The sequence below is a fragment of the Streptomyces sp. RK9 genome (assembly GCF_045070545.1).
In the GTDB taxonomy this organism is placed as follows: domain Bacteria; phylum Actinomycetota; class Actinomycetes; order Streptomycetales; family Streptomycetaceae; genus Streptomyces; species Streptomyces alboflavus.
The window spans coordinates 3,976,764-3,999,899 of the sequence record NZ_CP173703.1; the positions used below are offsets into that span (position 1 = coordinate 3,976,764).

21 protein-coding genes are annotated in these 23,136 nt (G+C 73.3%); 11 read left to right on the forward strand and 10 right to left on the reverse strand.

The genetic code is table 11. The features are described from left to right. Positions 1-22: 22 nt before the first annotated feature. The gene (locus tag AB6L24_RS16465; protein WP_405656035.1) at positions 23-370 is read left to right on the forward strand and encodes a hypothetical protein; all 348 of its coding nucleotides are present in this window, start codon (positions 23-25) and stop codon (positions 368-370) included. A 114-nt stretch (positions 371-484) separates the two neighbouring features. Here the strand turns inward: AB6L24_RS16465 and AB6L24_RS16470 are convergent, their stop codons facing one another. Together AB6L24_RS16470 and AB6L24_RS16475 are read right to left on the reverse strand one after the other, a co-directional pair. After that, positions 485-844 carry a DUF6204 family protein gene (locus AB6L24_RS16470; protein ID WP_405656036.1) on the reverse strand — a complete coding sequence of 120 codons (360 nt, stop codon included), beginning with the start codon at positions 842-844 and terminating at the stop codon, positions 485-487. A 103-nt stretch (positions 845-947) separates the two neighbouring features. Then, positions 948-2,894, reverse strand: coding sequence for an SMI1/KNR4 family protein (locus tag AB6L24_RS16475; RefSeq protein ID WP_405656037.1), 1,947 nt, complete (start codon positions 2,892-2,894; stop codon positions 948-950). A 264-nt stretch (positions 2,895-3,158) separates the two neighbouring features. On the opposite strand from AB6L24_RS16475, the gene AB6L24_RS16480 reads away from it, so the two are divergent. The 4 genes from AB6L24_RS16480 (at position 3,159) to thrS (ending at position 8,237) form a co-directional block, all read left to right on the forward strand. Continuing rightward, positions 3,159-4,595 carry a cytochrome P450 gene (locus tag AB6L24_RS16480; RefSeq protein WP_405656038.1) on the forward strand — a complete coding sequence of 479 codons (1,437 nt, stop codon included), beginning with the start codon at positions 3,159-3,161 and terminating at the stop codon, positions 4,593-4,595. Beyond that, positions 4,585-5,889, forward strand: a complete 1,305-nt coding sequence (locus tag AB6L24_RS16485; protein WP_405656039.1) for an FAD-dependent oxidoreductase — start codon at positions 4,585-4,587, stop codon at positions 5,887-5,889. Before AB6L24_RS16480 ends, AB6L24_RS16485 begins: the two co-directional genes overlap by 11 nt. Then, the gene (locus AB6L24_RS16490) at positions 5,886-6,908 is read left to right on the forward strand and encodes a hypothetical protein (protein ID WP_405656041.1); all 1,023 of its coding nucleotides are present in this window, start codon (positions 5,886-5,888) and stop codon (positions 6,906-6,908) included. The genes AB6L24_RS16485 and AB6L24_RS16490 overlap by 4 nt, the downstream gene beginning before the upstream one ends. A 90-nt stretch (positions 6,909-6,998) precedes the next feature. Further along, the gene (gene thrS / locus AB6L24_RS16495) at positions 6,999-8,237 is read left to right on the forward strand and encodes a threonine--tRNA ligase (protein WP_405656042.1); all 1,239 of its coding nucleotides are present in this window, start codon (positions 6,999-7,001) and stop codon (positions 8,235-8,237) included. 63 nt (positions 8,238-8,300) lie between these two features. On the opposite strand, the gene AB6L24_RS16500 is transcribed toward thrS, so the two are convergent. Genes AB6L24_RS16500 through AB6L24_RS16510 form a run of 3 tightly spaced genes read right to left on the reverse strand, consistent with a single transcriptional unit; the run spans position 8,301 to position 10,431 of the window. Further along, positions 8,301-8,732, reverse strand: a complete 432-nt coding sequence (locus AB6L24_RS16500; RefSeq protein ID WP_405656044.1) for a nuclear transport factor 2 family protein — start codon at positions 8,730-8,732, stop codon at positions 8,301-8,303. A 14-nt stretch (positions 8,733-8,746) separates the two neighbouring features. Then, positions 8,747-9,118, reverse strand: coding sequence for a DUF488 domain-containing protein (locus AB6L24_RS16505; RefSeq protein ID WP_380853328.1), 372 nt, complete (start codon positions 9,116-9,118; stop codon positions 8,747-8,749). A gap of 14 nt (positions 9,119-9,132) precedes the next feature. Beyond that, entirely contained in the window at positions 9,133-10,431 is a 1,299-nt protein-coding gene (locus tag AB6L24_RS16510; RefSeq protein WP_405656046.1) for a flavin-containing monooxygenase, read from the reverse strand. Positions 10,432-10,525: 94 nt separating this feature from the next. On the opposite strand from AB6L24_RS16510, the gene AB6L24_RS16515 reads away from it, so the two are divergent. Next, entirely contained in the window at positions 10,526-11,179 is a 654-nt protein-coding gene (locus AB6L24_RS16515) for a MerR family transcriptional regulator (RefSeq protein WP_405656047.1), read from the forward strand. Here the strand turns inward: AB6L24_RS16515 and AB6L24_RS16520 are convergent. From AB6L24_RS16520 to AB6L24_RS16540, 5 genes are all read right to left on the reverse strand, one after another. Next, positions 11,176-12,156, reverse strand: coding sequence for a superoxide dismutase (locus AB6L24_RS16520; protein WP_405656048.1), 981 nt, complete (start codon positions 12,154-12,156; stop codon positions 11,176-11,178). The genes AB6L24_RS16515 and AB6L24_RS16520 overlap by 4 nt on opposite strands. A gap of 93 nt (positions 12,157-12,249) precedes the next feature. Continuing rightward, positions 12,250-13,389, reverse strand: coding sequence for a PQQ-dependent sugar dehydrogenase (locus tag AB6L24_RS16525; RefSeq protein ID WP_405656049.1), 1,140 nt, complete (start codon positions 13,387-13,389; stop codon positions 12,250-12,252). A gap of 195 nt (positions 13,390-13,584) precedes the next feature. Next, positions 13,585-15,036, reverse strand: a complete 1,452-nt coding sequence (locus AB6L24_RS16530) for a WGR domain-containing protein (protein ID WP_405656050.1) — start codon at positions 15,034-15,036, stop codon at positions 13,585-13,587. A 112-nt stretch (positions 15,037-15,148) separates the two neighbouring features. Continuing rightward, positions 15,149-15,574, reverse strand: a complete 426-nt coding sequence (locus AB6L24_RS16535; RefSeq protein ID WP_405656051.1) for a peptidase inhibitor family I36 protein — start codon at positions 15,572-15,574, stop codon at positions 15,149-15,151. Between the two features lie 221 nt (positions 15,575-15,795). Next, complete coding sequence (locus AB6L24_RS16540; protein WP_405656053.1) at positions 15,796-17,019, reverse strand: ROK family protein; 1,224 nt, start codon at positions 17,017-17,019, stop codon at positions 15,796-15,798. Positions 17,020-17,219: 200 nt separating this feature from the next. Here AB6L24_RS16540 and AB6L24_RS16545 point away from each other — a divergent pair, with 200 nt between their 5' ends. The 5 genes from AB6L24_RS16545 to AB6L24_RS16565 all read left to right on the forward strand — a co-directional run bounded on the left by AB6L24_RS16545 (position 17,220) and on the right by AB6L24_RS16565 (position 23,097). Next, positions 17,220-18,818 carry a sugar ABC transporter ATP-binding protein gene (locus tag AB6L24_RS16545; RefSeq protein ID WP_405657192.1) on the forward strand — a complete coding sequence of 533 codons (1,599 nt, stop codon included), beginning with the start codon at positions 17,220-17,222 and terminating at the stop codon, positions 18,816-18,818. Next, the gene (locus AB6L24_RS16550) at positions 18,815-19,828 is read left to right on the forward strand and encodes an ABC transporter permease (protein WP_405656054.1); all 1,014 of its coding nucleotides are present in this window, start codon (positions 18,815-18,817) and stop codon (positions 19,826-19,828) included. The genes AB6L24_RS16545 and AB6L24_RS16550 overlap by 4 nt, the downstream gene beginning before the upstream one ends. Then, positions 19,825-20,934 (forward strand): ABC transporter permease, encoded by a 1,110-nt coding sequence (locus AB6L24_RS16555; RefSeq protein WP_405656055.1) that lies wholly within the window; start codon positions 19,825-19,827, stop codon positions 20,932-20,934. Before AB6L24_RS16550 ends, AB6L24_RS16555 begins: the two co-directional genes overlap by 4 nt. Next, positions 20,918-22,165 (forward strand): substrate-binding domain-containing protein, encoded by a 1,248-nt coding sequence (locus AB6L24_RS16560; protein ID WP_405656056.1) that lies wholly within the window; start codon positions 20,918-20,920, stop codon positions 22,163-22,165. The genes AB6L24_RS16555 and AB6L24_RS16560 overlap by 17 nt, the downstream gene beginning before the upstream one ends. A 74-nt stretch (positions 22,166-22,239) precedes the next feature. Beyond that, a complete protein-coding gene (locus AB6L24_RS16565) occupies positions 22,240-23,097 on the forward strand; it encodes a sugar phosphate isomerase/epimerase family protein (protein WP_405657194.1) in 858 nt (285 codons plus the stop codon). Positions 23,098-23,136: the final 39 nt, after the last annotated feature.

The window sequence follows — 23,136 nt, forward strand, 5'->3', positions numbered from 1 at the left end:
AGGTGAGGGGAGAGGCGAGACCGTGAACATGCCCCAGGGGATTCCGCAGCGGCCGGTGGGCAGCCCGCAGGCGCCCCAGTCGACGTGGCATCTGATCGTCGAGCGGCACGAGACCGCGACCGGCGGCGGCTTCTGGGGCACCGACCTCCTCGGGGAGTGCGTCGGGACCCGGGAGCAGGCGCTCGCCATGCTGGCGGACCTGGCCCGCCACTACGTGCCCGAGCACCCCTGGAACCGGAAGCGGACGCAGCTCTACCGCACCGTCGACGGCTTCATGATGATCACGGAGGGCGTGCGCAGCAGCCGGCGCTGGACGTGCCGGTTCCTGGTGGCGGAACTCCTCTGGGACACCGGGGTGCCGACGCCGTAGGTTCCGGGGGAGCCGACCGACCCGCACGTTCCGGGGACGCCGACGGAAGCAGGTCCCGGGGTGCCGTGCGGGTCGTGTGTGCTCAGCCCTGTGCGCGCTGAGCCCCGTGTGCGCTCAGCCCTGCGCGCGGGCCGCCTCCCGGCGCTGCCGCTTGCCGAGGGGAGCCTGGGAGAGGTCCTCGGCCTGGGACCGCAGGTTCTTGTAGCCGTAGCCGCGCTCGGCCAGCCATGCCTTCGCCGTCTCCTCGGCGTGCTCGGTCGCGTCGAGGATGTCCTCCTCCGCCTCGCCGGAGGCGAGGAACCGGAAGGTGAAGGCGGGCCGGGCGGCCAGGTCGTAGCTGAGGTGCCCCTCGGGGGTGAAGGCCGCGCGCAGGATGTCGTGCTCCGCGGCGCGGGCCAGGAGTTCGGCCCGCTGGTCGCCGCTCAGCCCTTGGAAGACGCCGCGGACGGTGACGCGGAAGGTGCGAGTGCTCATGGCCCGACCCTAGACACGGGCCCGCCGCGACTCCACCGCGTTTTCGACGGCCCCCCGGCTCCCGGCCTCCCCTGGGCCCACGGACCCTGCGCGCGGCGGCGTTTCAGGCTTCGGACCGGCCGCCCCTGCGCGGGCCCACCGTGATGACCGTGTACGTCTCGCCCGACTCCGGCGGGCGTGTCCAGGAGCGGGTGCGGAACGTGTGCAGGCGGCCGTGGTCGAGGGCGAACCGGGGGAGCGTGACACCGAACCGCGCCGCGACGGCGTCCAGCGCGGCGGCCTCACCGAGCCCTCGCCGGTACCGGCCGCCGTCGCGCACCTCGGGGAAGAGCCGCTCCGGCACCAGCTCCGGAGGTATCTCCCCGGAGCGCTCGCACCGCCCGCCGAACACCGTGAACGCGTACCGCTCCACGCCGTGCTCCGCCACGGACAGATGGAACAGCGCACCCCGGTCGAACGAGTCGGGCTCGGCCCAGACCACCACCGCACGGCCGTACCGGGACGCGGCGACGGCCGGGGAGACGAACCGCACGTCGTGGAACGGCTGCGGCTCACGGTCGACCGCGAAGCTCCACCCGTCCCCGGCCCGGCCGACCGAGACCAGCGCCTGGTCGTCGTACGAGGACGACACCCCGTCCGTCCGCAGCGTCCGGCGCGCCTCCCACTCCTGCATCGGCACCCGGAGCGCCGTCCCGTCGTCGGCGCCGAAGAGGCCGGGCAGGGCGGCGGGCTCCACGCCCTCCACGAGGACGAAGCGGTACGCCTGGCGGCGGTCGCTGCCCGGGGCGGGCTCCGCGAGCCACGCCAGGCCCCGGGGATCCTGGTCGACCGCCGCGGGGACGACACCGGTCGCCTCCTCGCCCCGGGGCGTGGACAGGAGCACCCGGCCCCGCTCCGGCGTGAGCACCGGGCCGAGCAGCGGGTCGGCGAGGAGGCCGACCGGGGCGAGGAGGTCGGGCCCCGGCGGCCGCCAGTCGGGCAGCGCGGCGAGCAGGGTCCGCCAGGCCGCGTCCGTCTCGCCCCAGCGGGCCTGCTCCCGGGCCGTGCGCACGGCGTCGCCGAACGGCCCCCGCGCCACGTACGCGTACGTGCCCTCCCGCAGTCGGCCAAGGACCTCGTGCTCCAGCTCACGCGTCCCGTCCGGGCCGCCGCGCAGATGCGCCGCGTACGCTCCGTCGGCGTCCCAGGACCGGCCCCGGTGCTCGGTCTCCTCGGCGAGCAGCGCGGGCAGCAGCTCCGGTGCGTACACCGGGTCGCCCGCGAGGCCCTCGAAGGTGCGGGCGTACCGGTCGCCGAGGAGCCATCTGATCTGGTCCCGCAGCGCCCCGGCGCGGGGCCTGCCGAACTCGCGCGCCTCCGTGAGCACTTCCTCGGCCGACGCGTACGCCCCGCGCAGCGCGTCGCGCCGTGCCTCCGCCACGCGCGCGTCCAGCTCCCGCGTCGTGGCGTTCACGAACTCCGGCCGGTCGTCGTCGCGCGCCCGCAGGCTGTGGAACTCCCGGTAGGCGTCGCGCATGAACTCCCAGAAGGACGCGTGCCGTTCCGGTGGTCCCGCGGTCCAGGGCGCCCACGTGTACAGCGCCCACTCGCCGTGCTCGTCCACGTCCTCGGGGTCGAGGAGCACGGCCACCGCGTCGGAGTCCACGGCCAGTTCGAGCGCCCTCGTCCAGATCGTGGCCTCCAGGACCTCCTCCCGCGACGCGTCCTTGGCCAAGTCCTCCTGGAAGATCTCGGCGAGCCCCGCGTCGTCCTCGTACCAACGGGCGTCCGCCGTGCCCGCGAGCCGCCACACGAATCCGCCCGCGTGCCGCCAGCCGTCCGTGACCTCGAGGAACGTGCGGTACGACGGCGGCAGCCTGTGCCCCAGACGCTCCTCGAGGGCCTCGATGCGCGCGGGCGGCGCGGGCGCGAAGCCCAACCAGCGGGCACGGCGCGCCTCTTCGTCGTCCGGTCCCAGCTCGTCGTCGAGGGCGCAGGCGTCCGCCCACTCCTCGCTCCACCGCGTGAGGAACCGCCGCCAGTCGTCGTGCGCGCCCGCCGTCTCAGTCATGTGTGCGATCGTCGCACCCGGCACTGACAACGCCCCCTGACCAGCTCCTTCACCACTCCCGTCGAGCCCGTCGGAGCGCGGGGCCCCTCCGGCGTACGGAAGTGCGGAAGGAGCGGTTCTGTACGCAGCGTGTTCCGGACCCGGCGATCGGGCCGCCCCGCGCCGACGGTGATCGATGCGCCCCACGGGGCGCCTTGTTGCCCCGGCACAGGCTGAGTTGAGTGGGATGCCTGTCCGTCGGCAGGAGGGAAACAGGAGGGAAACATGTCCAGTCAGCCCTTCACCACCGGTACGGCTCCCGGCGCACTGCCCGGCCTCGGGCACGTCTGGCCCCTGATGCGACGGCCCATCGAGTTCCTGACGTCCCTGCCGGCCCACGGCGATCTGGTGGAGATCAGGCTCGGCCCGACGCGCGTGTACGTCCCGTGCCACCCCGAGCTGCTGCGGCAGACCCTGACCGACGACCGCACCTTCGACAAGGGCGGCAAGTACTACGACCGGGCCAGGGCCATGGCCGGGAACGGCGTGGCCACCTGCGCGCACCAGGACCACCGGCGGCAACGACGGCTGCTCCAGCCCGCGTTCCACCCCTCGCGCCTGGAGGCCTACGCGACGACCATGGAGCAGGAAGTGCGGGCGCTGACCGACTCCTGGGGCGACGCCGAGGTCATCGACGCGTATCCCGTGCTCTACGCACTCGCCCTCCGGACCGTGACGCGCACGCTCTTCTCGACCCGGGTCACCGACGCGGTCGTCACGGACATCCAGCACTCCTTCGACATCGCGTTCAGCGGATTCTTCCGGCAGATGTTCATGCCCCCGGCCCTGCTGCGCCTGCCGCTGCCCGCGAACCTCCGGCACCGGCGTGCCCTGCGGAACCTCAACGGCATCGTGGACCGCGTGCTGCGGGACTCCACGGCGGGGGCGGCGGGGGAGGCGGACGCGCGGAACGTCCTGTCGGTGCTGCTCGCGTCCCGGGAGAGCGCCGCCGACGCGGGCACGGGCGGCGCCGACGCGGGCACGGGCGGCACGGGCGACGGCGGGGCGGGCGCGACCGGCGCCGACGCGCGAGCGGCCGACGCCGAGATCCACGACCAGGTCGTCACCGTGCTCGCGGCGGGCAGCGAGACCGTGGCGTCCACCCTCACCTGGGCGATGTACCTGCTGGCCAGGAACCCGGCGGCCCAGCGCCGGCTCCAGGAGGAGGCCGACTCCGTGCTCGGCGGCCGACCGGCCCGCTGGGACGACCTCCCGCGCCTGCCCCACACTCACCGCGTCATCACGGAGACGCTCCGCCTGTATCCCCCGGGCTGGCTGTTCACGCGGGTCACGACGGCGGACGTCACCCTGGCCGGGCGGCACCTCAGGGCGGGCACCACGGTCGTCATCAGCCCGGTCCCGGTGCACCGGAACACCGGCATCTTCCGGCGGGCCGCCGACTTCGACCCCGACCGGTGGCTGCCGGAGCGCACCTCGGGGCTGCCGCGCGGGGCGTTCGCCGGATTCGGCACCGGGCCGCGCAAGTGCATCGGGGACACCTTCGGTGTCGCCGAGTGCGTCCTCGCCCTCACCGCGGTCGCGGGCCACTGGTCCATCGGCTGCGCGCCGGGCGCGGACATCCGCCCGGTGCCGCTCGCCGCCTTCTACCGCCCCCGCAGGCTCCGCCTGGAGCTCAACCGGCGTGCCGGCCATGACGCCTGAGGGAGACGAGCGCGCCCTGGTCGTCGGCGGCGGCTATGCGGGCCTCGTGGCCGCCCGCGTCCTCGCCGACCGTTTCGACGAGGTGGTCGTCCTGGAGCAGGACGACCTCACCGCCGCACCGGAGCACCGCCGAGGCACCCCGCAGAGCCGTCACCCGCACGCGCTCCTGGCCCGGGGCGCGGAGCTCCTGGAGGACCTCTTCCCGGGGCTGCGCGCCGAACTCCGGGACGCGGGTGCCCCGGTGTCCGACTTCGGGCAGTTCCCGATGCTGTACCCGGCCGGATGGTCGCCGCGCGTCCACACGGACCTCGCCCTGCAGACCTTCAGCCGCCCCCTGTTGGAGGCCGCGCTACGACGACGCGTCCTCGCGTGCCCACGGGTCCGTCTGCTCGACCGGACCCGGGTCGCACGCGTGGTCCTGGACGCGGCGCGCGAGCACGTCATCGGCGTACGGACCGAAGGGGACACCCTGCACCCCGCCCGCCTGGTCGTCGTCGCCACCGGTCGCACCTCGCGCCTCCCCGCCGGTCTCCTGGCCGGCGGTCTCCCCGCGCCCGACCTGCTCCGCGTCGACGGCAACCTCTCGTACACCTCCCGCGTCTACCGGCGCGACACCGCGTCCCCGCCGCCCTGGCAGGCGTCCCTGCAGGCCACCCTCGCGCCGACCGCGAGGCGCGGCGGCACCGTCGTCGCGCTGGAGGACGACCGCTGGCTGGTGTGCCTGTTCGGCGCGGACGGGCAGTCGGCGCCCACCGACCCCGCCGGGTTCAGCGCGTACGCGGCCTCCCTCGCGAACCCTCACATCAAGGACGTCGTCAGCCACGCCGAGCCCCTGGGCGCCATCTATCGCTACGGCGGGCTCGGCGGCCAGTGGCGCCGCTACGACCGGATCCGCCCCTGGCCCCGCGGCCTCGCGGTGCTCGGCGACGCCCTGTGCGTGCTCAACCCCCTGTACGGACACGGCATGACCGTCGCCGCACAGCAGGCCGTCCTCCTGGCCCGCATGCTCGACGCCCACGGACCGGCCGCCGCCTGCGGGCACTTCCAGCGCCGCTCCGCCCGGACCCTGCTCCTGCCCTGGTACCTGTCGACCAGCCTCGACCTGGGCTGGCGCCCCGAGCGTGCCCCCGTCGCGGCCCTGCTCGCGCGCCGCTACCTGGCACGCCTGCTGCGCCGCGTCCCCGACGACCCCGTCCTTTACCGGAGGTTCCTCGCCGTACAGCACATGACGGCGTCCCCCCTCACGCTGCTCGCGCCGTCCCCGCGGACCGGAAGGGGCGGCGCGCGGCCATGACGCTCCCGTACGACGACCTGGACGCGCTGCGGATCTTCCCGGGCCCCGACCACCTCCTGTACCGACTGCCCTCCCGCACCGAGCCGGACGGCCACCGCCTGGACGACCTGGTCCGGCACTGGGCCGACGCGTGCGGCCTCCTGGAGGACGCCTCCGCCCACGAGCGGCTCGGCGACGCCGCCGTGGGCGACCTCATCACGTCCTGCTACCCGGGACTCCGGCCCGACCGGGCGGCCCCGCTGGCGGGCTGGATCTCCTGGCTCTTCGTCATCGACGACTACTACGACCGCCTCGACGTCCAGGGCGACGAGTACCCCGACACCCTCACCGACGAGATCATCGACGCCCTTCCTGTGGAACCGCACAGCCGCATCCGTCATCACGAGGCCCCGCTGGCCCGCGAACTGGCCCGCCTCTGGCGGCACATCGCCCCGCAGCTGAGCCGCTGGTGGCGCATGCGCTTCGCCACCCACGTCGCGCACTTCCTGACGGCGTTCCGCTACGAGCGCATGCACCGGCGCGAAGGCCTCCCGCCCGGGCTCGGCGCGTACGCCGAGCTGCGCCGCGCGTCGAGTTCGGTGACCGCGTGCCTGGACCTCCTGGAGTACGCGACGGGGCAGGAGGTCCCGTCGCTGCTGCACGAGACCCGCCAGCTGCGGACGATGTTCGGCAAGGCCACCGACGTCGTGGCGTGGGTCAACGACGTCGTGTCCCTGAGGAAGGAGGTGGGCATCGGCGACACCAACAACGGGATCGTGGTCGTACGGCGAGAACTGGGCCTGGACACGCAGGGCGCCATCGACCACGTCTACCGCGCCGTCGACCGCGACATCGAGGAATTCCTCCGTGCCGAGGCCGAGTTGTGGCGCATGTGCAAACACTGGAACGGCGTCACCGACGCCGAGCAGTCGGCGCTCGCCCTGCTGTCGCCGGGCCCCGCCACCTGTGTCTCTGTTACGGTGACCGACATGAAGCGCGCCGCAGTGACGACGACGCCGGACAGAGTCCCGGCGCGCTGACAGCTGATCTGAAGCGAAGCCCCGGGGCGAGTGCCCCGGGGCTTCGTCGTGCGGCTCCTCACTCGCTCCGCCACCAGCGAGGAGACCCCGATGACCACCGCCCACGACCACCGCAGGCTCGGCCGCGAGCTCGACCTCTTCGACACCGACCCGCTGATCGGCGCGGGCCTGCCGTACTGGCTGCCCGACGGCGCGGCCGTACGGCACGCCCTGGAGGAGTACATCCGCGCCGCCGAACGCCGTGCGGGATACCGGCACGTGTACTCGCCCGTGCTCGGCAAACGCGAGCTGTACGAGATCTCCGGGCACTGGTCGCACTACAGCGACGACATGTTCCCACCGCTTGACGTCGGCGGCGAGCAGGTCGTGCTGCGGCCGAGCCTGTGCCCGCACCACGCGGTGATCTACCGCTCCCGCTCCCACAGCTACCGCGAACTGCCGCTGCGCATGGCCGAGTTGGGCGGCATGTACCGCGCGGAGCTGTCGGGCGTCCTCGGCGGTCTGACCCGGGTGCGGGCCATCCAGCTCAACGACGCCCATATCTTCTGCACCCTCGACCAGGTCGAGCAGGAGGCGCGGGGCGCGCTGGAGATGATCCGCGCCGCCTACCGGGCGCTCGGCCTCACCCCCGCCCGCTACCGCCTCTCCCTCCCGGGCCCCGGCGGGAAGTACGTCGCCGCGCCCGAGCTGTGGCGGCGGGCCACCGCCCTGCTGACCGACGTCCTCGACCGCTCCGGGCTGCCCTACGAGGCGGTCGAGGGTGAGGCCGCGTTCTACGGGCCCAAGATCGACGTCCAGGTCGCCGACAGCGCGGGCCGCGAGTCCACCCTGTCCACCGTGCAGGTCGACTTCCACCAGCCCGAGCGGTTCGACCTGCACTACATCGGCGCGGACGGCGCCAAGCACCGCCCGGTCATGGTGCACCGCAGCGTCATCGGCAGCGTGGAGCGGGCCGTCGCCCACCTCATCGAGCAGCACGGCGGCGCCTTCCCCGCCTGGCTCGCGCCCACCCAGCTGGTCGTCCTGCCCGTCTCCGAGAGCGAGGTGCCGAACGCCGAGGCACTCGTCCGGCGCTGCGTCGCCCTCGGCCTGCGCGCCGAGGTCGCCGGGCCGGAGCGGGGCAGCCTCGGCGCCCGGATCAGGGCGGCCCGCCTGGTCCCGTACCAGGCCGTCGTCGGCGCGAAGGAAGCCGCCGACGACCAGGTCGCCCTGCGGCTGCGGGACGGCCGCCGCCTCGACCCGCGCCCCGCGTCCGACGTCCTCGCCCGTGTCGGCGCGCTCGTGGAGGCCCACAGCACCGACTTGTGGGCGGACGAGGACGGTTCGTAGCGGGGCGGCCCGGGGTGGCGGTGGTCCGGGCCGGGGAGTCCGCCGACGCGGGTCGGCGGACTCTCAGCTCGTCAGCTCGGGTGCGAAGTAGTCACGCAGCCGCGCGATCTTCCCGTCGCGGATCCGGAAGATCTGCACGAGGGAGACGGTGTCTGTGTCTCTGTGCCCGTCTCCATCTCCATCTCCGCCTCCGTCGAAGACCGTGTCGATCTCGGCGATGAACACGTCGGGGTCGGCGGTGGTGTGCAGCACGAACCCGGACTTCTCCAGGTTCGGCGCACGCTGGTCCTTCGCCTGCCGTTCGTAGTACGCCGCCATCGCGTCGCGGATCTCCTCGCGTCCCACCATCCTCCGGGGAAGAGCGGCCCCGGGCGGCATCAGCGGCAGCTCGAGGACGCCGTCCTCGGTGAACTGCTCGGCCAGGGCGGCGGCGTTCTGGGTGAGCGCGCCGGCGTGGACGTAGCTCTCGAAGATCTGCTGCGGTGTGCGGGACACGGGAGTCTCCTCGGTCAGCTGGAGGTCAGGACGTCCGTCAGGACCCGCACGTGCCCGTGCGGGAGATCCTTGGTGGCCGTCAGGAGGGTGAGCCGGCCCGCGCGGGCGAGCGCGCGGAGCCGGTCGAGCTCCGCGGCGCGGGCCGGTTCCGCGAGCTCCTGCCGGTAGCGCGCGGCGAACTCGTCGTAGCGGTCGGGGTCATGGCCGTACCAGCGTCGCAGGTCGTTCGACGGGGCGAGCTCCTTTTCCCAGGCGTCGAGGCCCGCCCGCTCCTTGGACACGCCGCGGGGCCACAGCCGGTCGATGAGGACGCGGGAGCCGTCGTCCGGTGCCGTGGAGTCGTAGATCCGCTTGACCTGGATGTCGAGGGAGCGCCTTGTCGTCATGCCCGCATTGTGCGTCAGGGAGTGATCACGGACGCGGAGGTGCCGGACCGCATGACGTGGTCGATGTGGATCTGGCGAGCGATGAAGCGCCCGTTCTCGACGCTGGCCGAGATGGCCGCCGGGGCGAGCGAGTTCCCGTCCGGGAGCCCGGCGTAGTACAGGCCGGGCAGCACGCCGAGAAGGCCCTTCTCCTGGAGGGGCGCGCCGTGCTCGTCGAGCACGTGTGCGGGCAGGATGCGGTAGTCCGGCCCGAAGCCCGTGCACCAGACGATGCTCGTGACGCGGTGCCGTGCCAGGTCGAGGCGCTCCCCGAATCCGGCGATCCGGTCCATGTCGACGGCCGGTGCGGGGTGCTCCTCCGGGGCCACGAAACCCCGCTGCCGGATGCGGGTGTCGATGAGGTCCGTCGTCTCCCGGAAGGAGCGGGCGGATTCCTCCGCGACGGCGACGACGTTGTCCTCCAGGACGAGGCTGCCCCCGCCCACCGCCCGCACGGAGCCGACGAGGACGACTCCCTTCGCCGCCAGGGTGCCGAGATTGAGGTCGCCGCTCTTGTCCCGCACGGCGGTCACCGGCAGGCCGGGCAGCACCGACGTGCCGCCCGCGCCCACCGTGACGAAGTCCTCGTACAGGGAGAGGGCGAACATCCACTCATGGAGCCCCCGGCCCCGATAGCGGCGCGGCCACGCCCGGTGCCTGCCGACCGAGAGGAAGACCGCGCGCCCGGCGTCCACGAGCTCGTCGGCGATCTGCTGGCCGCTGATGCCCGCGCCCACGACCAGGACGGCCCCGTCCGGCAGGGACCCGGGGTTGCGGTAGTCGCGCGAGTGCAGCTGGCGCACGGACGGGTCGATCGCGGACGCGAGCCCGGGCACGCGGGGCGCCGCGTAACCGCCCACCGCGGCGACGAGGTTGCGGGACTCGACGACGCCGCCCGCGGTCAGATGGGTCCGGAACCGCACGTCATCGCGGTCGTCGGCGTCCGACAGGCACTCGACCCGCCGCACGGGCGTGTGCTCCCGCACGCGCAGCTCGCGTTCCTTGGCGTACCGGCGCAAGTGGTCCGCCAGCTCCCGCCCCGACATGAAGCCGTCGATGTCGTCGCCGTCGTAGTCCCAGCCGGGGAAGCGGACCGAGCGGTTCCCGCTGCCCACGAGCAGGCTGTCCCACCGTTCGTGCGCCCAAGCCTGACCGATCTCCGCCCGCTCCAGGACGAGCGCGTCCCGGCCGAGCTCCTGCAGGGCGGCGGCCGTCCCGCACCCCTGTTGCCCGGCGCCGATGACGACGGTTTCCGCGTACTCGATGACAGTCATGACAGACCCCTTCTGTTGCGAGGACATGGCTACTTAGGCTTGCCTTACCTGAACCTTGCCTCGTGAAGTCGGCTTGATGTCAACGGGAGTTGTGATGCCTGGTGCGGTCTCCATCGGTGAAGCGGCGGCGCTGTACGGCCTCGCGCCGTCCACGGTGCGGTGGTGGGAGCGTCGGGGCGTGCTGAACCCGCCCGCCCGTGACGGCGGCAAACGGCGCTACGGCGACCCCGACCTGCGCCGCATCGGCGTCGCCTATCTGTGCTGCGTGGTCGGGGCGATGCCGCTGGACCAGGCGGCCGTCGTCACCTCGGGGAAGTCCACGCACAGCACCTGGCAGGGCACGGTCGGTGCGCAGATCACGCTGCTGGAACAGCGGATCGAGGAGCTGACGGCCGCACGGGACTACCTCCGCCACCTGTTGAGCTGCACGGACGACGACATGGCCGAGTGCCCCGTCCTGGAGGGCGAGCTGTCCTCGCGCACCCCGCGCGGGCGTGTCGCCGCCACCGACCTCGTCACCGCCGCACGCACGGCACGCGGCGGCGGAAAGCGGCACGAAGGCGCGTCAGCCCGTTACGCAACTCCGGCGGCGGAGCACCCCGAGCGTGACGAAAACCCGGGGCTCTGTCCCGGCTGCCGTCGGCCGCTGGCACGGTCCCCGCGCGGGCGGCCCCGGACGTACTGCTCACGCGCGTGCCGCCAGCGCGCCTACCGGGCCCGCCGCAGTGAGGGAACCAGCGGGGACTAGCGCACCTGACTGACCGCCACCGCGTTGTACGGCGTCGAGGGTGTGGTCTCCTCCGTGAAGCGGGAGTTCGGCAGATAGAGGCGGTCACCGAACGCGGCCACGGTGGTGGGGATGCGGAAGCGCGCGTCGGTGATCCGGGCGACGGCCGAGCCGCGCAGGCCCGTAGGGTGCATGCGGAACACGTCCACGGCGTTCTGGACCTGCTGGACGACGTAGAGCGTGCGGCCGAGGAGGAGGGCGCCGTCGCCGTCGGGGAGTTTGCTGCCGCCGAGGTCGACCCTGCGGGTGTCGCCGGTCCGCGGGTCGACGCGGTAGAGGCTGCCGCCGTGGGCGTGGACGTTGATGACGAGCAGTCCGCGGCCGTCGGGCGTCCGCTCCAGGCCGTTGGTCGTGAAGCCGTCGGCGGGCGCCGAGACCCACTCGCCCACCAGGGGCAGCGTCACGATCTCCCGCGCCGGGGGCAGCTCGCCGCGGGGTCCGAGCGGCAGGCCGTACACCTGCTGCTGGGTGGAGTCGGTGAACCAGGCCGCGCGGGGCGTGAGGACGACGTCGTTCACGACGGTCTTCGGCGTGCCGACCTCGTACGCGGCGAGCACGCGGCCGGTGCGGCCCTCGACGACGCGCAGCTCGCGGGTGAAGCCACCGGCGACGAACAGCCGGCCCCGCCCGTCGCTCTTGAGGCCGAGGCTCATCCCGTCCGCGCCGGTCGGGATCCGCTCGCCGCGCCCGGTGGCGAGGCTCGCGCGGTACAGGTCCCCGCCGATCCGCGAGCCGAACCAGGCGGTCGCGCCGGGGCCGATGGCGATGCCCTCGGGCTGGAAGCCGTTCGGCAGGGGGAAGTCCGTGGGCCAGGCGCCGCCCGCGGTCCCGGCGCGGGCCGTCGACGCGAGCGGCCCGAGGGCGGCCAGCGCCGCCGCGGCGGCACCGGCGCCGAGCATCGTCCGACGGGAGGCACCGGAAACATCATCGATTGTCATGCCGTACACCCTTCCCCGCCGCGGCCGCGGCGAAGAGAACGGCCTGCCGCCGGTTGTGGACCGGACGACAGGCCGAGCTCCCGCGCCCGAGTGCTACGCCCGGTCGATGCGGTAGACGCTGCCACCGATGTCCAGGACGTACAGCTCGCGGTTGCCGCCCTCGATGAACGAGACGACCTCACCGCCGTTGACCCCGAGGTCGCTCACCCCGGTCACCTTGCCGTTCTCCATCTTCAGGGCGCGGACGGTGCCGTCGCAGTAGTCGCTGTACAGGTACTGGCCCTTGAGGTCCGGGATCGCCTTGCCCCGGTACACGTACCCGCCCGTCACCGAGCAGCCGAGGCCCGTGCGGTCGTACTCGTAGACCGGCCGGACGTGGTTCGCGGGCTCCTTGCCGTCCCGGAAGGGGTGGGTGCCCTCCATCTGGGACCAGCCGTAGTTCTCGCCGCCGTCGCTGCTCGCCGGGGACCAGTCGATCTCCTCCCAGGCGCTCTGGCCCACGTCACCGAGCAGCAGGTCGCCGGAGCCCGCGTCGAAGGAGAACTTCCACGGGTTGCGCAGCCCGTACGACCAGATCTCGTCCTTCGCCTTCGGGTCGCCGACGAACGGGTTGTCCTTCGGGATCGCGTACGGCTTGGCGCCCCTCGGGTCGATCCGCAGGAGCTTGCCGAGCAGCGTGTCGAGGTTCTGGCCGTAGCCGTGCGGGTCGCCGCCCGAGCCGCCGTCGCCGAACGCGATGTACAGATAGCCGTCCGGGCCGAACTTGATGTCACCGCCGTTGTGGTTGGAGTAGGGCTGCGTCTGGGTGAGGACGGTGCGCCGGGTCTGCGGCTGGATCTTGCCCTTCCGCACGGCGAACTCGTCGATGGTGCTGGTGCCTTGGAGGTTCGTGAACGAGATGTAGAAGTGCGCGAACTTCTTGTCGAAGGCGATGCCGAGGAGGCCGCGCTCGCCGTCGGTGGTGGTCTCCTTCGTGATGTCGACGACGGGGTTGCTGAGGCCTCCCTTGCTGTCCAGGACCCGGACCGTGCCCGCGCGTTCGGCTATCCAGACCGTGCCGCCGGGACCCGCGGTCCCGGCGATCGGATTCTTGGCCGTGGTCACCTTCGTGAGCGAGACCTTCGGTGCCTGCTTCGACGCGGCGGGCTCGTCGGCGGACGCCGTGGTGAGGGCGAGGGAGGCGACGAGGCAGAGGGTGCCGACGATCGCCGAGCTTCTGGTGCGAACTTTCACCGTGATCCTCCTGGAGGCGGCGAATGGGGGAAGTCACCCAGCTGCTAGGGGCAGTTGTGAGGGGGTGTCGCCCGTGCCAGCACGCAACCTGGGTGGGGGATGGTGTGCAACTGGCCACGCATGAGAATACTGGGACCGGGATGGTTGGTGTAGACCAGAACTACCGCCATCTGTTCCGGTTCCGGTCACCGCGGCTCACTGAAGCCGGCGGATGTCCCCGCGCACGCGGTAGAAGCCACCGGCGGCCGGGTGCAGGGCGTCCACCACATAGCGCGCCCCGGGCTGCCGTATCGCGCGCGGGAACTGGACGTTCCAGGAGCCGTCGTATCCCTCGGACACCACGTGCACGCGCAGCCTGCCGCCGTCCTGGACGCACTCGACGACGACCGCGCCGGCGGGGACGCGGGTGACGGTGGCCACCGCGGTCGCCGTCGTGGCCGGTGCGTACGTCGGCAGGGCCGCCGCCAGCTTGACGTCCCGCGGCTGCGGCACCGTGCCCTGCTGCGCAGCGGAGATCGCTGCCTCGCTCGCGTCGACGCAGACGAGCGAGCCGTCCGTCGTCACCAAGTACAGCCGCCCGTCGCGGTACTGCATCGAGAGGGCCGAGCCGCCGCCGGTGCCGAGCTTCCACAGGCGCGTGCCGTCCCGGTCGAAGCAGTACACGGACGACGCGGCGTCACCGGCGAAGACGAACCGGCCGCTCGGTGAGGTGGCGCACGAGTACACCGGGCTGTCGCAGGCGTACGTGGCCTCGACCGCGCCCGTCGCCTTCGACAGGCGCTGGACCGCGCGGTGGGCCGTGCCCGCGTACACCGCGTCGTCCTCCTGCCAGCCGAACAGGACGCCGCCGCGGGTGGGCGTGTGCCACAACTCGCCGCCGCCGTCGGGTGCGTAGGCGGTGACGCCCCCGGTGTGGCCGTGGTACACCGCCCGGTCGTCGGCGCGGACCATCCAGGCGTGCTCGCCCTGGCTGCGGCGCGCCCACTGGTGCTCGTCCTCGTGGTCGATGACCGTCAGGCGGCCCTCGCGGTCCGAGACGTTCAGGACGCCCTCGTGGATGTCCAGCCAGAAGATGTCGACGTCGGCGGCGATGTCGTACGCCGCGAAGGGCAGCTTCGACGACAGGTCGTAGACGCTGCCGTCGTCGCAGCCCGCGTAGATCCAGAAGTCGTCGGCGACCAGGCACTTCACGCCGTCGGGGAGCTGGAAGCGGGCGAGGACGCCGCCGTTGTGGTCCAGCGTGTACACGTCCCCCGCCTGGTTGCCCACCCAGCAGTGGTCGTCGTCGACGTGGATGCCGAACGCCGACGAGCCGGTGCGGAAGCGCCAAAGGACCGGGGCGACGGCCCGCGCGGTGGACGGCGCCGACGCCACCTGACGCCGTGTCACCGCGCGGGGCGCGCGCAGCCCGGGGACGGCCGGGGCGTACCCCTTGCGGACCTTCTCCGCGACCTTCTTCGCGGCCGCCGCCCGCGCCTTCGCCGCCGAGGCGAACGAGGTCGTCTGGGTCTGCCCGGCGGCGCCGATGCGTCCGTACCGCACCGTCACCGTCTGGTCGGCGACGGTCACTTCGTAGAACTTGTGCGCGCCCTCGCCCTCTTGCGACAGCTCCAGGTACGTCGTCGACAGCGTGGACGCGGCAGGCATGGCAGACCCCTCCCCAGGGCGGACCCGCGGCTTCTCCGGCGGGCCCCACTGCTCACACCGTAGGAGGAGCCACTGACAACGACCGCCCTGGTCCGCGCGGCCGGCCCGCCGCTCAGCCGTCCTCGCCGGGCGGCGTGCCGCAGCTCGGGCCGCCCGGCCCGTCGAACTGCACCGAGCTGAAGAAGTCCTGGTAGGCGGGGTAGAAGTTGCCCTTGCCCGTCGGGCCGGAGGACGTCACCGCCGTACAGCCGGAGTACTGGGCGTCCGACCAGAGGTAGATGGTCGACGCCGTGCGGTTCCAGTCCGACTTGGCGCGGTCGTTCATGCCGAGCGGCGCGAGGTCCGGTGTGTTCGCCTTGAGCGTGATCATGTCGCCGGTGCCGTCGAGGCCCGAGAACATGCAGTAGTGGCCGTCGGGGCACCGGTCGTACCCGTCGGCGGCGTGCGCCGTCGAGACCGGCACCGCGGTGGTGGCGGCGGCGAGGGCCGCCACGAACAGCAGGGAGAGCTTCTTCCTCGGTGCGAGGGCCTTGCGCATGCTGGTCCACCTTCGTCTTCAGGGCCCGCGGGTCCGCGAGGGCGGGCCGCCGGGACAGCGGTGCGCGGGCCGAGGAGGAACCAGGCTTGTTGATCTGTCCGGCGAGCCGCCATCCCCCGAAGGAGGGACGCGCAGGTGGGCGTGTGGTGTGGGCGTGCGGGCGGCGAGGGCCGGGCCGACCGCCCGTGCCAGGGCACGCCGACCACCCGCGACGGCGCCCCTCAGGACCCGCCCCCCGCCACCACCCGGTCCACCTGCCGCGGCGAGAGGGCGTGCTCCACCGCGAGGATGCCCGCGCCGATCGCCGCCGCGTTCTCGCCGGTGCGGCTCGGCTCGATGCGCAGGACGTGCGTCGCGAGGGGGTGCGAGCGGCGGTACACCGCCTCCCGTACGCCCGCGAGGAGCTGGTCGTGGACCGCGGCGAGCGCGCCGCCGACCACCACCGTGTCGGGGTTGAAGAAGTTCACCAGGCCCGCGAGGACCTCGCCCACCGCCCGCCCCGCCTCCCGGACCATGCGGACCGCGTCGCGGTGGCCGGATTTCACCAGGCGTACGACATCGCTGCCCGACGCCGCCGCCAGGCCGAGGTCCGAAAGACGGCGGGCCAGGGCCGCGCCGCCCGCGACCGCCTCCAGGCAGCCGGAGTTGCCGCAGCGGCACGGTTCGTCCAGCTCACCGACGCGGATGTGGCCGATGTCGCCCGCGCTGCCCTGGGCGCCCCGGTGCAGCCTGCCGTCGGCGACGATTCCGCAGCCGATGCCCGTGCCGACCTTGATGTAGAGCAGATAGCGGGTGTCCACAAACGCCCGGCGCTGCTCGGCGAGCGCCATCACGTTCACGTCGTTGTCGACGAGCGCGCGCACTTGGAACCGGTCCGCGAAGAACTCCGGGATCGGGTACTGGTGCCACCCGGGCATGATCGGCGGGTCGACGGGGCGGCCGGTGGAGAACTCGACGGGCCCGGGCACGCCCACGCCGATCGACTGGAGCGTCGAGGGATCGCGCCCGGCCTCCTTCAGGAGCGCGTGCAGGGTGCGCTCCACATGGCCGAGCACCGACTGCGGGCCGTCCGCGATCGACAGCGGGTCCTCGCGCAGCGCGAGCGTCTCGCCGCCGACGTCCATCAGCAGGACCCGGCAGTGCGAGGCGCCCAAGTCGACGCCCGCGACGGCGTGTTCACGGGACCGCAGGCGCAGCTTGCGGGGCGGGCGGCCGCCCGTGGAGCTGCCGTCGGCCTCCTCCGTCACGAAGCCGTGCGCGATGAGCGCGTCCACCCGCTGCGAGACGGTCGAACGCGCGAGGCCCGTCAGGCGGGCCAGGTCCGCCCGGGTGGCAGCCGCGCCCGCGCGCAGCAGGGCGAGGACGTCCCCGGGCGAGGAGGCCACCGGCGCGGGTGAGCCGTCGGGGGACGGGGCGGACGGGGGGAGATCCGGCGCTCCAGACATGCCAGTCACCCTAGGGACGACTTTCGCTGCTCACAAGGCCGATGATGTTTGATCGTCGACCTAAGTCACCGTCACATCCCTTGTGAACAAACGCGCTTGGACCCTTGACAGGTCAAAGGGTCCTCATCACATTGCTCTGCAGGCCGCTGCCGAAGGAGCTGAGGGTGCAGGCGATGCATGCGAAGCAGGCGACGCACACGATGTTGGCGATGCACGGCGTGTCCAAGAGCTTCCTCGGCGTGCGCGTGCTGCACGGCGTCTCGCTCGACCTCGCCGCGGGCGAGGTGCACGCCCTGGTCGGGGAGAACGGCGCGGGCAAGTCCACGCTCATGAAGGTCCTCGCGGGCGAACACGTACCGGACGAAGGCGTCGTCACGCTCGACGGACGCCGCCACCACTTCAGCCACCCCGCCCAGGCCCAGGCCGCCGGGATCGGCATCATCCACCAGGAGTTCGCGCTCCTGGAGCACCGCACGGTCGCCGAGAACGTCTTCCTCGGCCGCGAGCCCACCCGTTACGGCCTCGTCGACCGCCGTGCCATGGAGGACCGCACCGCCCGGCTCCTGGCCGACCTCGGGGAGGACGGCATCGGGCCGCGGACCTACGTGCGCGACCTGTCCGTCGCCCGGCAGCAGACCGTCGAGATCGTCAAGGCGCTCGCCTCCGACGTCCGCGTCCTCGTCATGGACGAGCCGACCGCGCCGCTCGCCGACCACGAGGCGGGGCTGTTGCACGCCCTGGTGCGCCGTCTGGCCGCGCGCGGACTCGGCATCCTGTACATCTCGCACCGGCTGCGCGAGGTCTTCGACCTGTCCCAGCGCGTCACCGTCCTCAAGGACGGCCGCCATGTGACGACGGTACGCACCGAGGACACCGACACCGACCGGATCGTACGGGCCATGGTGGGCCGGGAGCTGAGCGCCTACTACCCGCCGCGCGCCCGCCCCGAGGAGGTCGGCGGGGCCCGCCTCGCCGTGCGCGGCGGCGGCAACGCGCGGCTGACCGGCATCGACCTGACGCTGCGCGCGGGCGAGATCACCGGCGTCGCGGGCCTCCAGGGCGCGGGCCGCACCTCCCTCGCCCGGGCGCTGTTCGGCGCCGCGCCCTTCACCACGGGCACCATGACCGTCGACGGGGCGGCGCTCAGGCCGAGCACGCCGCGGCAGGCCATCCGCGCCGGTGTCGCCCTCGTCACGGAGGACCGCAAGGCGGAGGGGCTCGCGCTGCGCCAGTCCGTGCGGGACAACGCCCTGCTGGTCACCCGCGCCGTCCCCGACCGCGAACGGCCCTCGGCAGCCAAGGAGTTGGCCGCGCTCCTGGAGAAGGTCCGCCTCCAGGCGCGCGGCGAGCACCAGGAGACACGCTTCCTGTCCGGCGGCAACCAGCAGAAGGTCGTGATCGCCAAGTGGCTCGCCGCCCGCCCCCGCGTGCTCCTCTTCGACGAGCCGACCCGGGGTGTCGACGTGGGCGCCAAGGCGGCCATCCACACGCTGGTGCGCGACCTCGCCCGCGAAGGCCTCGCCGTCCTCATCGTCTCCTCCGAACTGCCCGAACTGATCGGCATGAGCGACCGGATCCTCGTCATGGCCGAGGGGCGCGTCGCCGGTGAACTGCCCGCCGGGGCGACGGAGGAGGACGTCATGCGGCTCGCGACGTCTGGCGCGGAGGGCGCCGCGACGACCGGCCCGGGTGGCGCCGCCCCCGACGGCCCCACCTCCGACGGCCCCACCCCGCCCCCGCCTTCCCCGGACCCCACCCCGCCCCCCTCCACCCCGACACCGCAGGAAGGAGCGGCATGACCGGCACCGCCCTCGGCCCGCGGCCCGCCGCGGCCCCGGCGAAGAGCCGCGCCCCGCTCGGCCGTCATCGGCTCGCCGACCCCGCCGTCGGGGTCTGGCTCGCCGCAGCGGCCGTCACCGCGCTCGGCTGGATCGTCGTGGACGCCCGCGGCGGCGACTTCCTCACCCTCACCAACGTCGTCGGCATCCTGCAGAACAGCGTGGCCCTCGGACTCGTCGCCGTCGGCCAGACCGCCGTCATCCTCACCGGCTCCCTCGACCTGTCGGTGGCGTACCTCATCAGCCTCGGCACCCTCGTCGCCGCCACCACGATGGAGGACGGCTCCGTGGTCACCGGGGTCCTCGCGGTCCTCGCGCTCTCCGCGGCCGTCGGGCTCGCCAACGGCCTCATCGTCACCGGCCTGAAGGTCAACGCGTTCATCGCGACCCTCGGCACCGCCTTCATCCTGCGCGGCTGGATCGAGGACAACTACACCGGCCCCGCGGGCAAGGTCCCCGCCTCCTTCCAGCACCTCGGCTACGACCGCATGGGCCCGGTCCCCGTCTCCCTCTTCCTGCTCCTCGCCGTCACCGTGGCGCTGTGGGTGATCACCCGGCGGACCCGCTTCGGACACCACCTGTACGCGACCGGAGGCGACGAGCACGCCGCCCGCCTGTCCGGCGTCCGCACCCGGCGCACCGTGATCGCCGCCCACGTCCTGTGCTCGCTGTGCGTGGGCGCCGCCGCCCTGTTCCTCGCCTCGCGCCTCGGCGCCGGAGCGCCGTGGGCCGGCACCGAGGCCCGCTACGACCTGGAGTCCATCGCGGCCGTCGTCCTCGGCGGCACCGTGCTCGCGGGCGGGCGCGGAGGAGTGGTCGGCACGCTCGGCGGCGTCCTCGTGCTCGCCGTCCTCGACTCCGTCTTCAACCAGCTCGGCGTCGACCCCTTCTTCAAGAACGTCGTGCGCGGCGTCGTCATCATCGCGGCCGTCGCCCTCTACGCCCGGCGCGGCGCCAGGAGGTCCGCATGAGCACCGGCACGGCCACGGACGCGGCACGGGACCGGTCCCCGGCGCCCGCCACCGCCGCGTACCGGACCCTGGCCCGCGGCCTCGGCACGGGAGCGCCCGTCTACGCCCTCCTGATCGTGCTCCTCGTGGCGCTCGCCGCGACCGACCCCGGCTTCTACGACCCCGACCGCTTCCTCGCCTTCGTCAAGCGCGCGGCGCCGCTGGTGATCCTCGCCGCCGGTCAGTACCTGGTCATCGTGTGCGGCGAGTTCGACCTGTCCGTCGGCGCGATCGTCACCGCCGGGGTGGTCGCGGCCGCCGAGGTCCACGGCACGTACCCGGACGCTCCCTGGGCGCTGATGACCGCCGGACTGCTGCTCGCGGGCGCCGCGGCCGGGCTCCTGAACGGGCTGATCACGACCGTGCTCCGGGTGCCGTCGTTCATCACCACGCTCGGCATGATGCTGATCCTCGAAGGCGCCGTCTTCTACTGGACCGGCGGTTCCCCGCAGGGCCGCCTCCCGGAGGACTTCCGCCGGCTCGGCCGGGACACGGCGCTCGGCTGGCTGCCGTGGGCCGTGCTCGCCTGCGTCGTCGCGGGCGTCCTCGTGGTGCTTCTGATGCGCTCCGACTTCGGCCGCACGCTCGTCGCCACCGGGGACAGCGAACGCGCCGCCCACCTCGCGGGGGTGCGCGTGCGCCGGGTCCGCGTCCTCGCGTTCATGCTGTCCGGTGTCGCCGCCGCCCTCGCCGCCGTGCTCGTCGGGGGCTTCTCCGGGGTGTCCGCGCAGGCGGGCCGCGGCTACGAGTTCGAGGCGATCACCGCCGTCGTGCTCGGCGGGGTCGCGCTCGGCGGCGGGCGGGGCAGCGTCGTCGCCGCGATGGCGGGTGCCTTCTCGCTGCAGGCGCTGTTCACACTCCTCAACCTCCAGGGCGTGTCCGGGGCGCTGGAGTCCACCGTCCAGGGCGTCATCGTCATCGCCGCCGTGGGGCTCGGCGCCGCCGACTTCTCCCGGCTGCGCCGCCGCCGCGCCCACCCGCCGGGCCCGCCCGCGGCCGCACCACCCGCACCGGCCACCCCATCGCGCACCCACCGGGAGGGACACCCCCATGACCCGCAGCCGTAGCCCGCGACCCCGCCGCCGCCCCACCGCACCCGCGGCCGCCGCCGTCCTCGCCACCGCCCTGCTCGCCGTGCTCACCGCCTGCTCGAGCGACGCCCCCGCCGAGGCTCCCGCCGCGTCCGGGCAGAACGCCGAGCAGCCGGACGACACCGGGGACAAGCCGTCCAAGTTCTTCGACCGGGCCGAGTACGACCGGCAGTTGACGCTCAGCGGCCAGACCCCGAAGGGCCCGGCAGCCAGGCCCTGGGAGCAGATGCTCGCACCGAAGATGACCGACACCGCCAGGTACCGCAAGAAGGGCGAGGCCGACGACGTCGACCTGTGCTTCTCCAACGCCGGAGTGTTCAACCCCTGGCGGCAGGTCGGCCTCAAGAACATGAAGGCCGAGGCCGAACTGCACGACGAGATCGACGACTTCACCGTCCTCGACGCCCAGGGCAAGGACGACAAGCAGATCTCCGACATCCAGGAGCTCGCCGGCAACAAGGACTGCGACGCGCTCATCGTCTCGCCCAACACCACCGCCACCCTCACCCCCGCGGTGAAGGAGGCCTGCGGCAAGCTGCCCGTCATCGTCTTCGACCGGGGCGTGGAGACCGACTGCGCCGTCACCTTCATCAACCCCATCGGCGGCTACGGCTACGGTGCCGTCGCCGCCGACTTCCTCGTGGACGAGGTCAAGCCCAAGGGCAAGATCCTCGCGCTGCGCATCTCGCCCGGCGTGGACGTCCTGGAGACCCGCTGGTCGGCGGCGAAGCTCGCCTTCGAGAAGAGCGAACTCGACGTCGTGGACGTGAAGTTCACCGACGGCGACCCGGCGAAGACCAAGTCCGTCGTGTCCGACGCGATCGCCCGGCACGGCGTGATCGACGGTGTGTGGATGGACTCCGGCGCCACGGCGGTGGCCGCGGTGGAGGCCTTCGAGGACGCGGGCGCCGACGTGCCGCCCCTCACGGGCGAGGACCAGCAGGACTTCCTGGAGACCTGGAAGGACAAGAAGCTCACCGCGATCGCCCCCACCTATCCCACGTTCCAGTGGCGCACCCCGGTGATCGCCGCCCTGCGGATCCTCAAGGGCGAGCAGGTGCCCAAGGAGTGGAAGCTCCCGCAGCCCACCGTCACCGAGGACAACCTCGACGACTACCTCCAGGACGGCATGCCGCCGCTGCACTACGCCATGTGCGGCTGCCAGAAGCTGCCCGGGTTCCCCGGGGCCTGGGGAGGCAAGAAGTGACGCGGCCCGGGGGAGACCAGGGCCACGACGTCCCGCGGCCGGAACCCGTCGTCCCGCGGTCGGACCCCGCACCCCTGCCCGTGGGCGCGAACCCCTGGATCTGGCACTCGCCCGTCACCGCACGGGCCCTCGCCGAGGTCCTGCCGCGCCTGTCCTCCTGGGGCTTCGACTGCGCCGAACTGCCCCTGGAGCAGCCCGACGACTGGGAGCCCGAGGCCACCGCCAAGCTCCTCGAAAGCACCGGTCTCGCCCCCGCGGCCGTCGTCGCCGTCATGCCGCCCGGCCGCGACCTCGTCCGGGCCGACCCGACGACCGTGCGCGCCACCCAGGACTACCTCCGCCGCTGCGTCGACGCGGCCCACACGATCGGCGCCCCCGTCGTCGCGGGCCCCGTCTACGCCGCCGTGGGCCGCACCTGGCGCATGGACCCCGCCGAGCGGAGCGCCGCGTACGAGGAGTGGCGCGAGCACGTCGCGCCGGTCGTCGACCACGCGCGGCAGACCGCCGTGCGCATCGCCGTCGAACCCCTCAACCGCTACGAGACGAGCCTCCTGAACACCGTCGCGCAGACCCTCGACGCCCTCGCGGGCCTGCCCGGGGACGGCATCGGCGTCGCGCTCGACACGTACCACCAGAACATCGAGGAACGCTCCCTTCCCGCCGCCGTGCGCGAGGCGGGGGACCGGGTCGTCCACGTCCAGGTGTGCGCCAACGACCGCGGCACGCCCGGCGCCGACCACCTCGACTGGGCCGGGTTCCTCGGCGCTCTGCGCGCGATCGGCTATCGAGGCGCCCTGTGCATCGAGTCGTTCACCGCGCACAACGCCTCCATCGCGGTCGCCGCCTCCGTGTGGCGTCCGCTCGCCCCCGGCCAAGACGCGCTCGCCACCGACGGCCTGCGCTTTCTGCGCCACGCCCTCTCCGCCCGCTGACCGGGCAAGGCGCCCCCCCACACTTCCGGCATCCGGCAC

Bases quoted from the DNA above. Each gene is read 5' to 3' on its own strand.
- AB6L24_RS16470 (WP_405656036.1), bottom strand. From the start codon at position 844: ATGAGCACTCGCACCTTCCGCGTCACCGTCCGCGGCGTCTTCCAAGGG.
- AB6L24_RS16475 (WP_405656037.1), bottom strand. From the start codon at position 2,894: ATGACTGAGACGGCGGGCGCGCACGACGACTGGCGGCGGTTCCTCACG.
- AB6L24_RS16480 (WP_405656038.1), top strand. From the start codon at position 3,159: ATGTCCAGTCAGCCCTTCACCACCGGTACGGCTCCCGGCGCACTGCCC.
- AB6L24_RS16485 (WP_405656039.1), top strand. From the start codon at position 4,585: ATGACGCCTGAGGGAGACGAGCGCGCCCTGGTCGTCGGCGGCGGCTAT.
- AB6L24_RS16490 (WP_405656041.1), top strand. From the start codon at position 5,886: ATGACGCTCCCGTACGACGACCTGGACGCGCTGCGGATCTTCCCGGGC.
- thrS (WP_405656042.1), top strand. From the start codon at position 6,999: ATGACCACCGCCCACGACCACCGCAGGCTCGGCCGCGAGCTCGACCTC.
- AB6L24_RS16505 (WP_380853328.1), bottom strand. From the start codon at position 9,118: ATGACGACAAGGCGCTCCCTCGACATCCAGGTCAAGCGGATCTACGAC.
- AB6L24_RS16510 (WP_405656046.1), bottom strand. From the start codon at position 10,431: ATGACTGTCATCGAGTACGCGGAAACCGTCGTCATCGGCGCCGGGCAA.
- AB6L24_RS16515 (WP_405656047.1), top strand. From the start codon at position 10,526: ATGCCTGGTGCGGTCTCCATCGGTGAAGCGGCGGCGCTGTACGGCCTC.
- AB6L24_RS16520 (WP_405656048.1), bottom strand. From the start codon at position 12,156: ATGACAATCGATGATGTTTCCGGTGCCTCCCGTCGGACGATGCTCGGC.
- AB6L24_RS16530 (WP_405656050.1), bottom strand. From the start codon at position 15,036: ATGCCTGCCGCGTCCACGCTGTCGACGACGTACCTGGAGCTGTCGCAA.
- AB6L24_RS16535 (WP_405656051.1), bottom strand. From the start codon at position 15,574: ATGCGCAAGGCCCTCGCACCGAGGAAGAAGCTCTCCCTGCTGTTCGTG.
- AB6L24_RS16540 (WP_405656053.1), bottom strand. From the start codon at position 17,019: ATGTCTGGAGCGCCGGATCTCCCCCCGTCCGCCCCGTCCCCCGACGGC.
- AB6L24_RS16545 (WP_405657192.1), top strand. From the start codon at position 17,220: ATGTTGGCGATGCACGGCGTGTCCAAGAGCTTCCTCGGCGTGCGCGTG.
- AB6L24_RS16550 (WP_405656054.1), top strand. From the start codon at position 18,815: ATGACCGGCACCGCCCTCGGCCCGCGGCCCGCCGCGGCCCCGGCGAAG.
- AB6L24_RS16555 (WP_405656055.1), top strand. From the start codon at position 19,825: ATGAGCACCGGCACGGCCACGGACGCGGCACGGGACCGGTCCCCGGCG.
- AB6L24_RS16560 (WP_405656056.1), top strand. From the start codon at position 20,918: ATGACCCGCAGCCGTAGCCCGCGACCCCGCCGCCGCCCCACCGCACCC.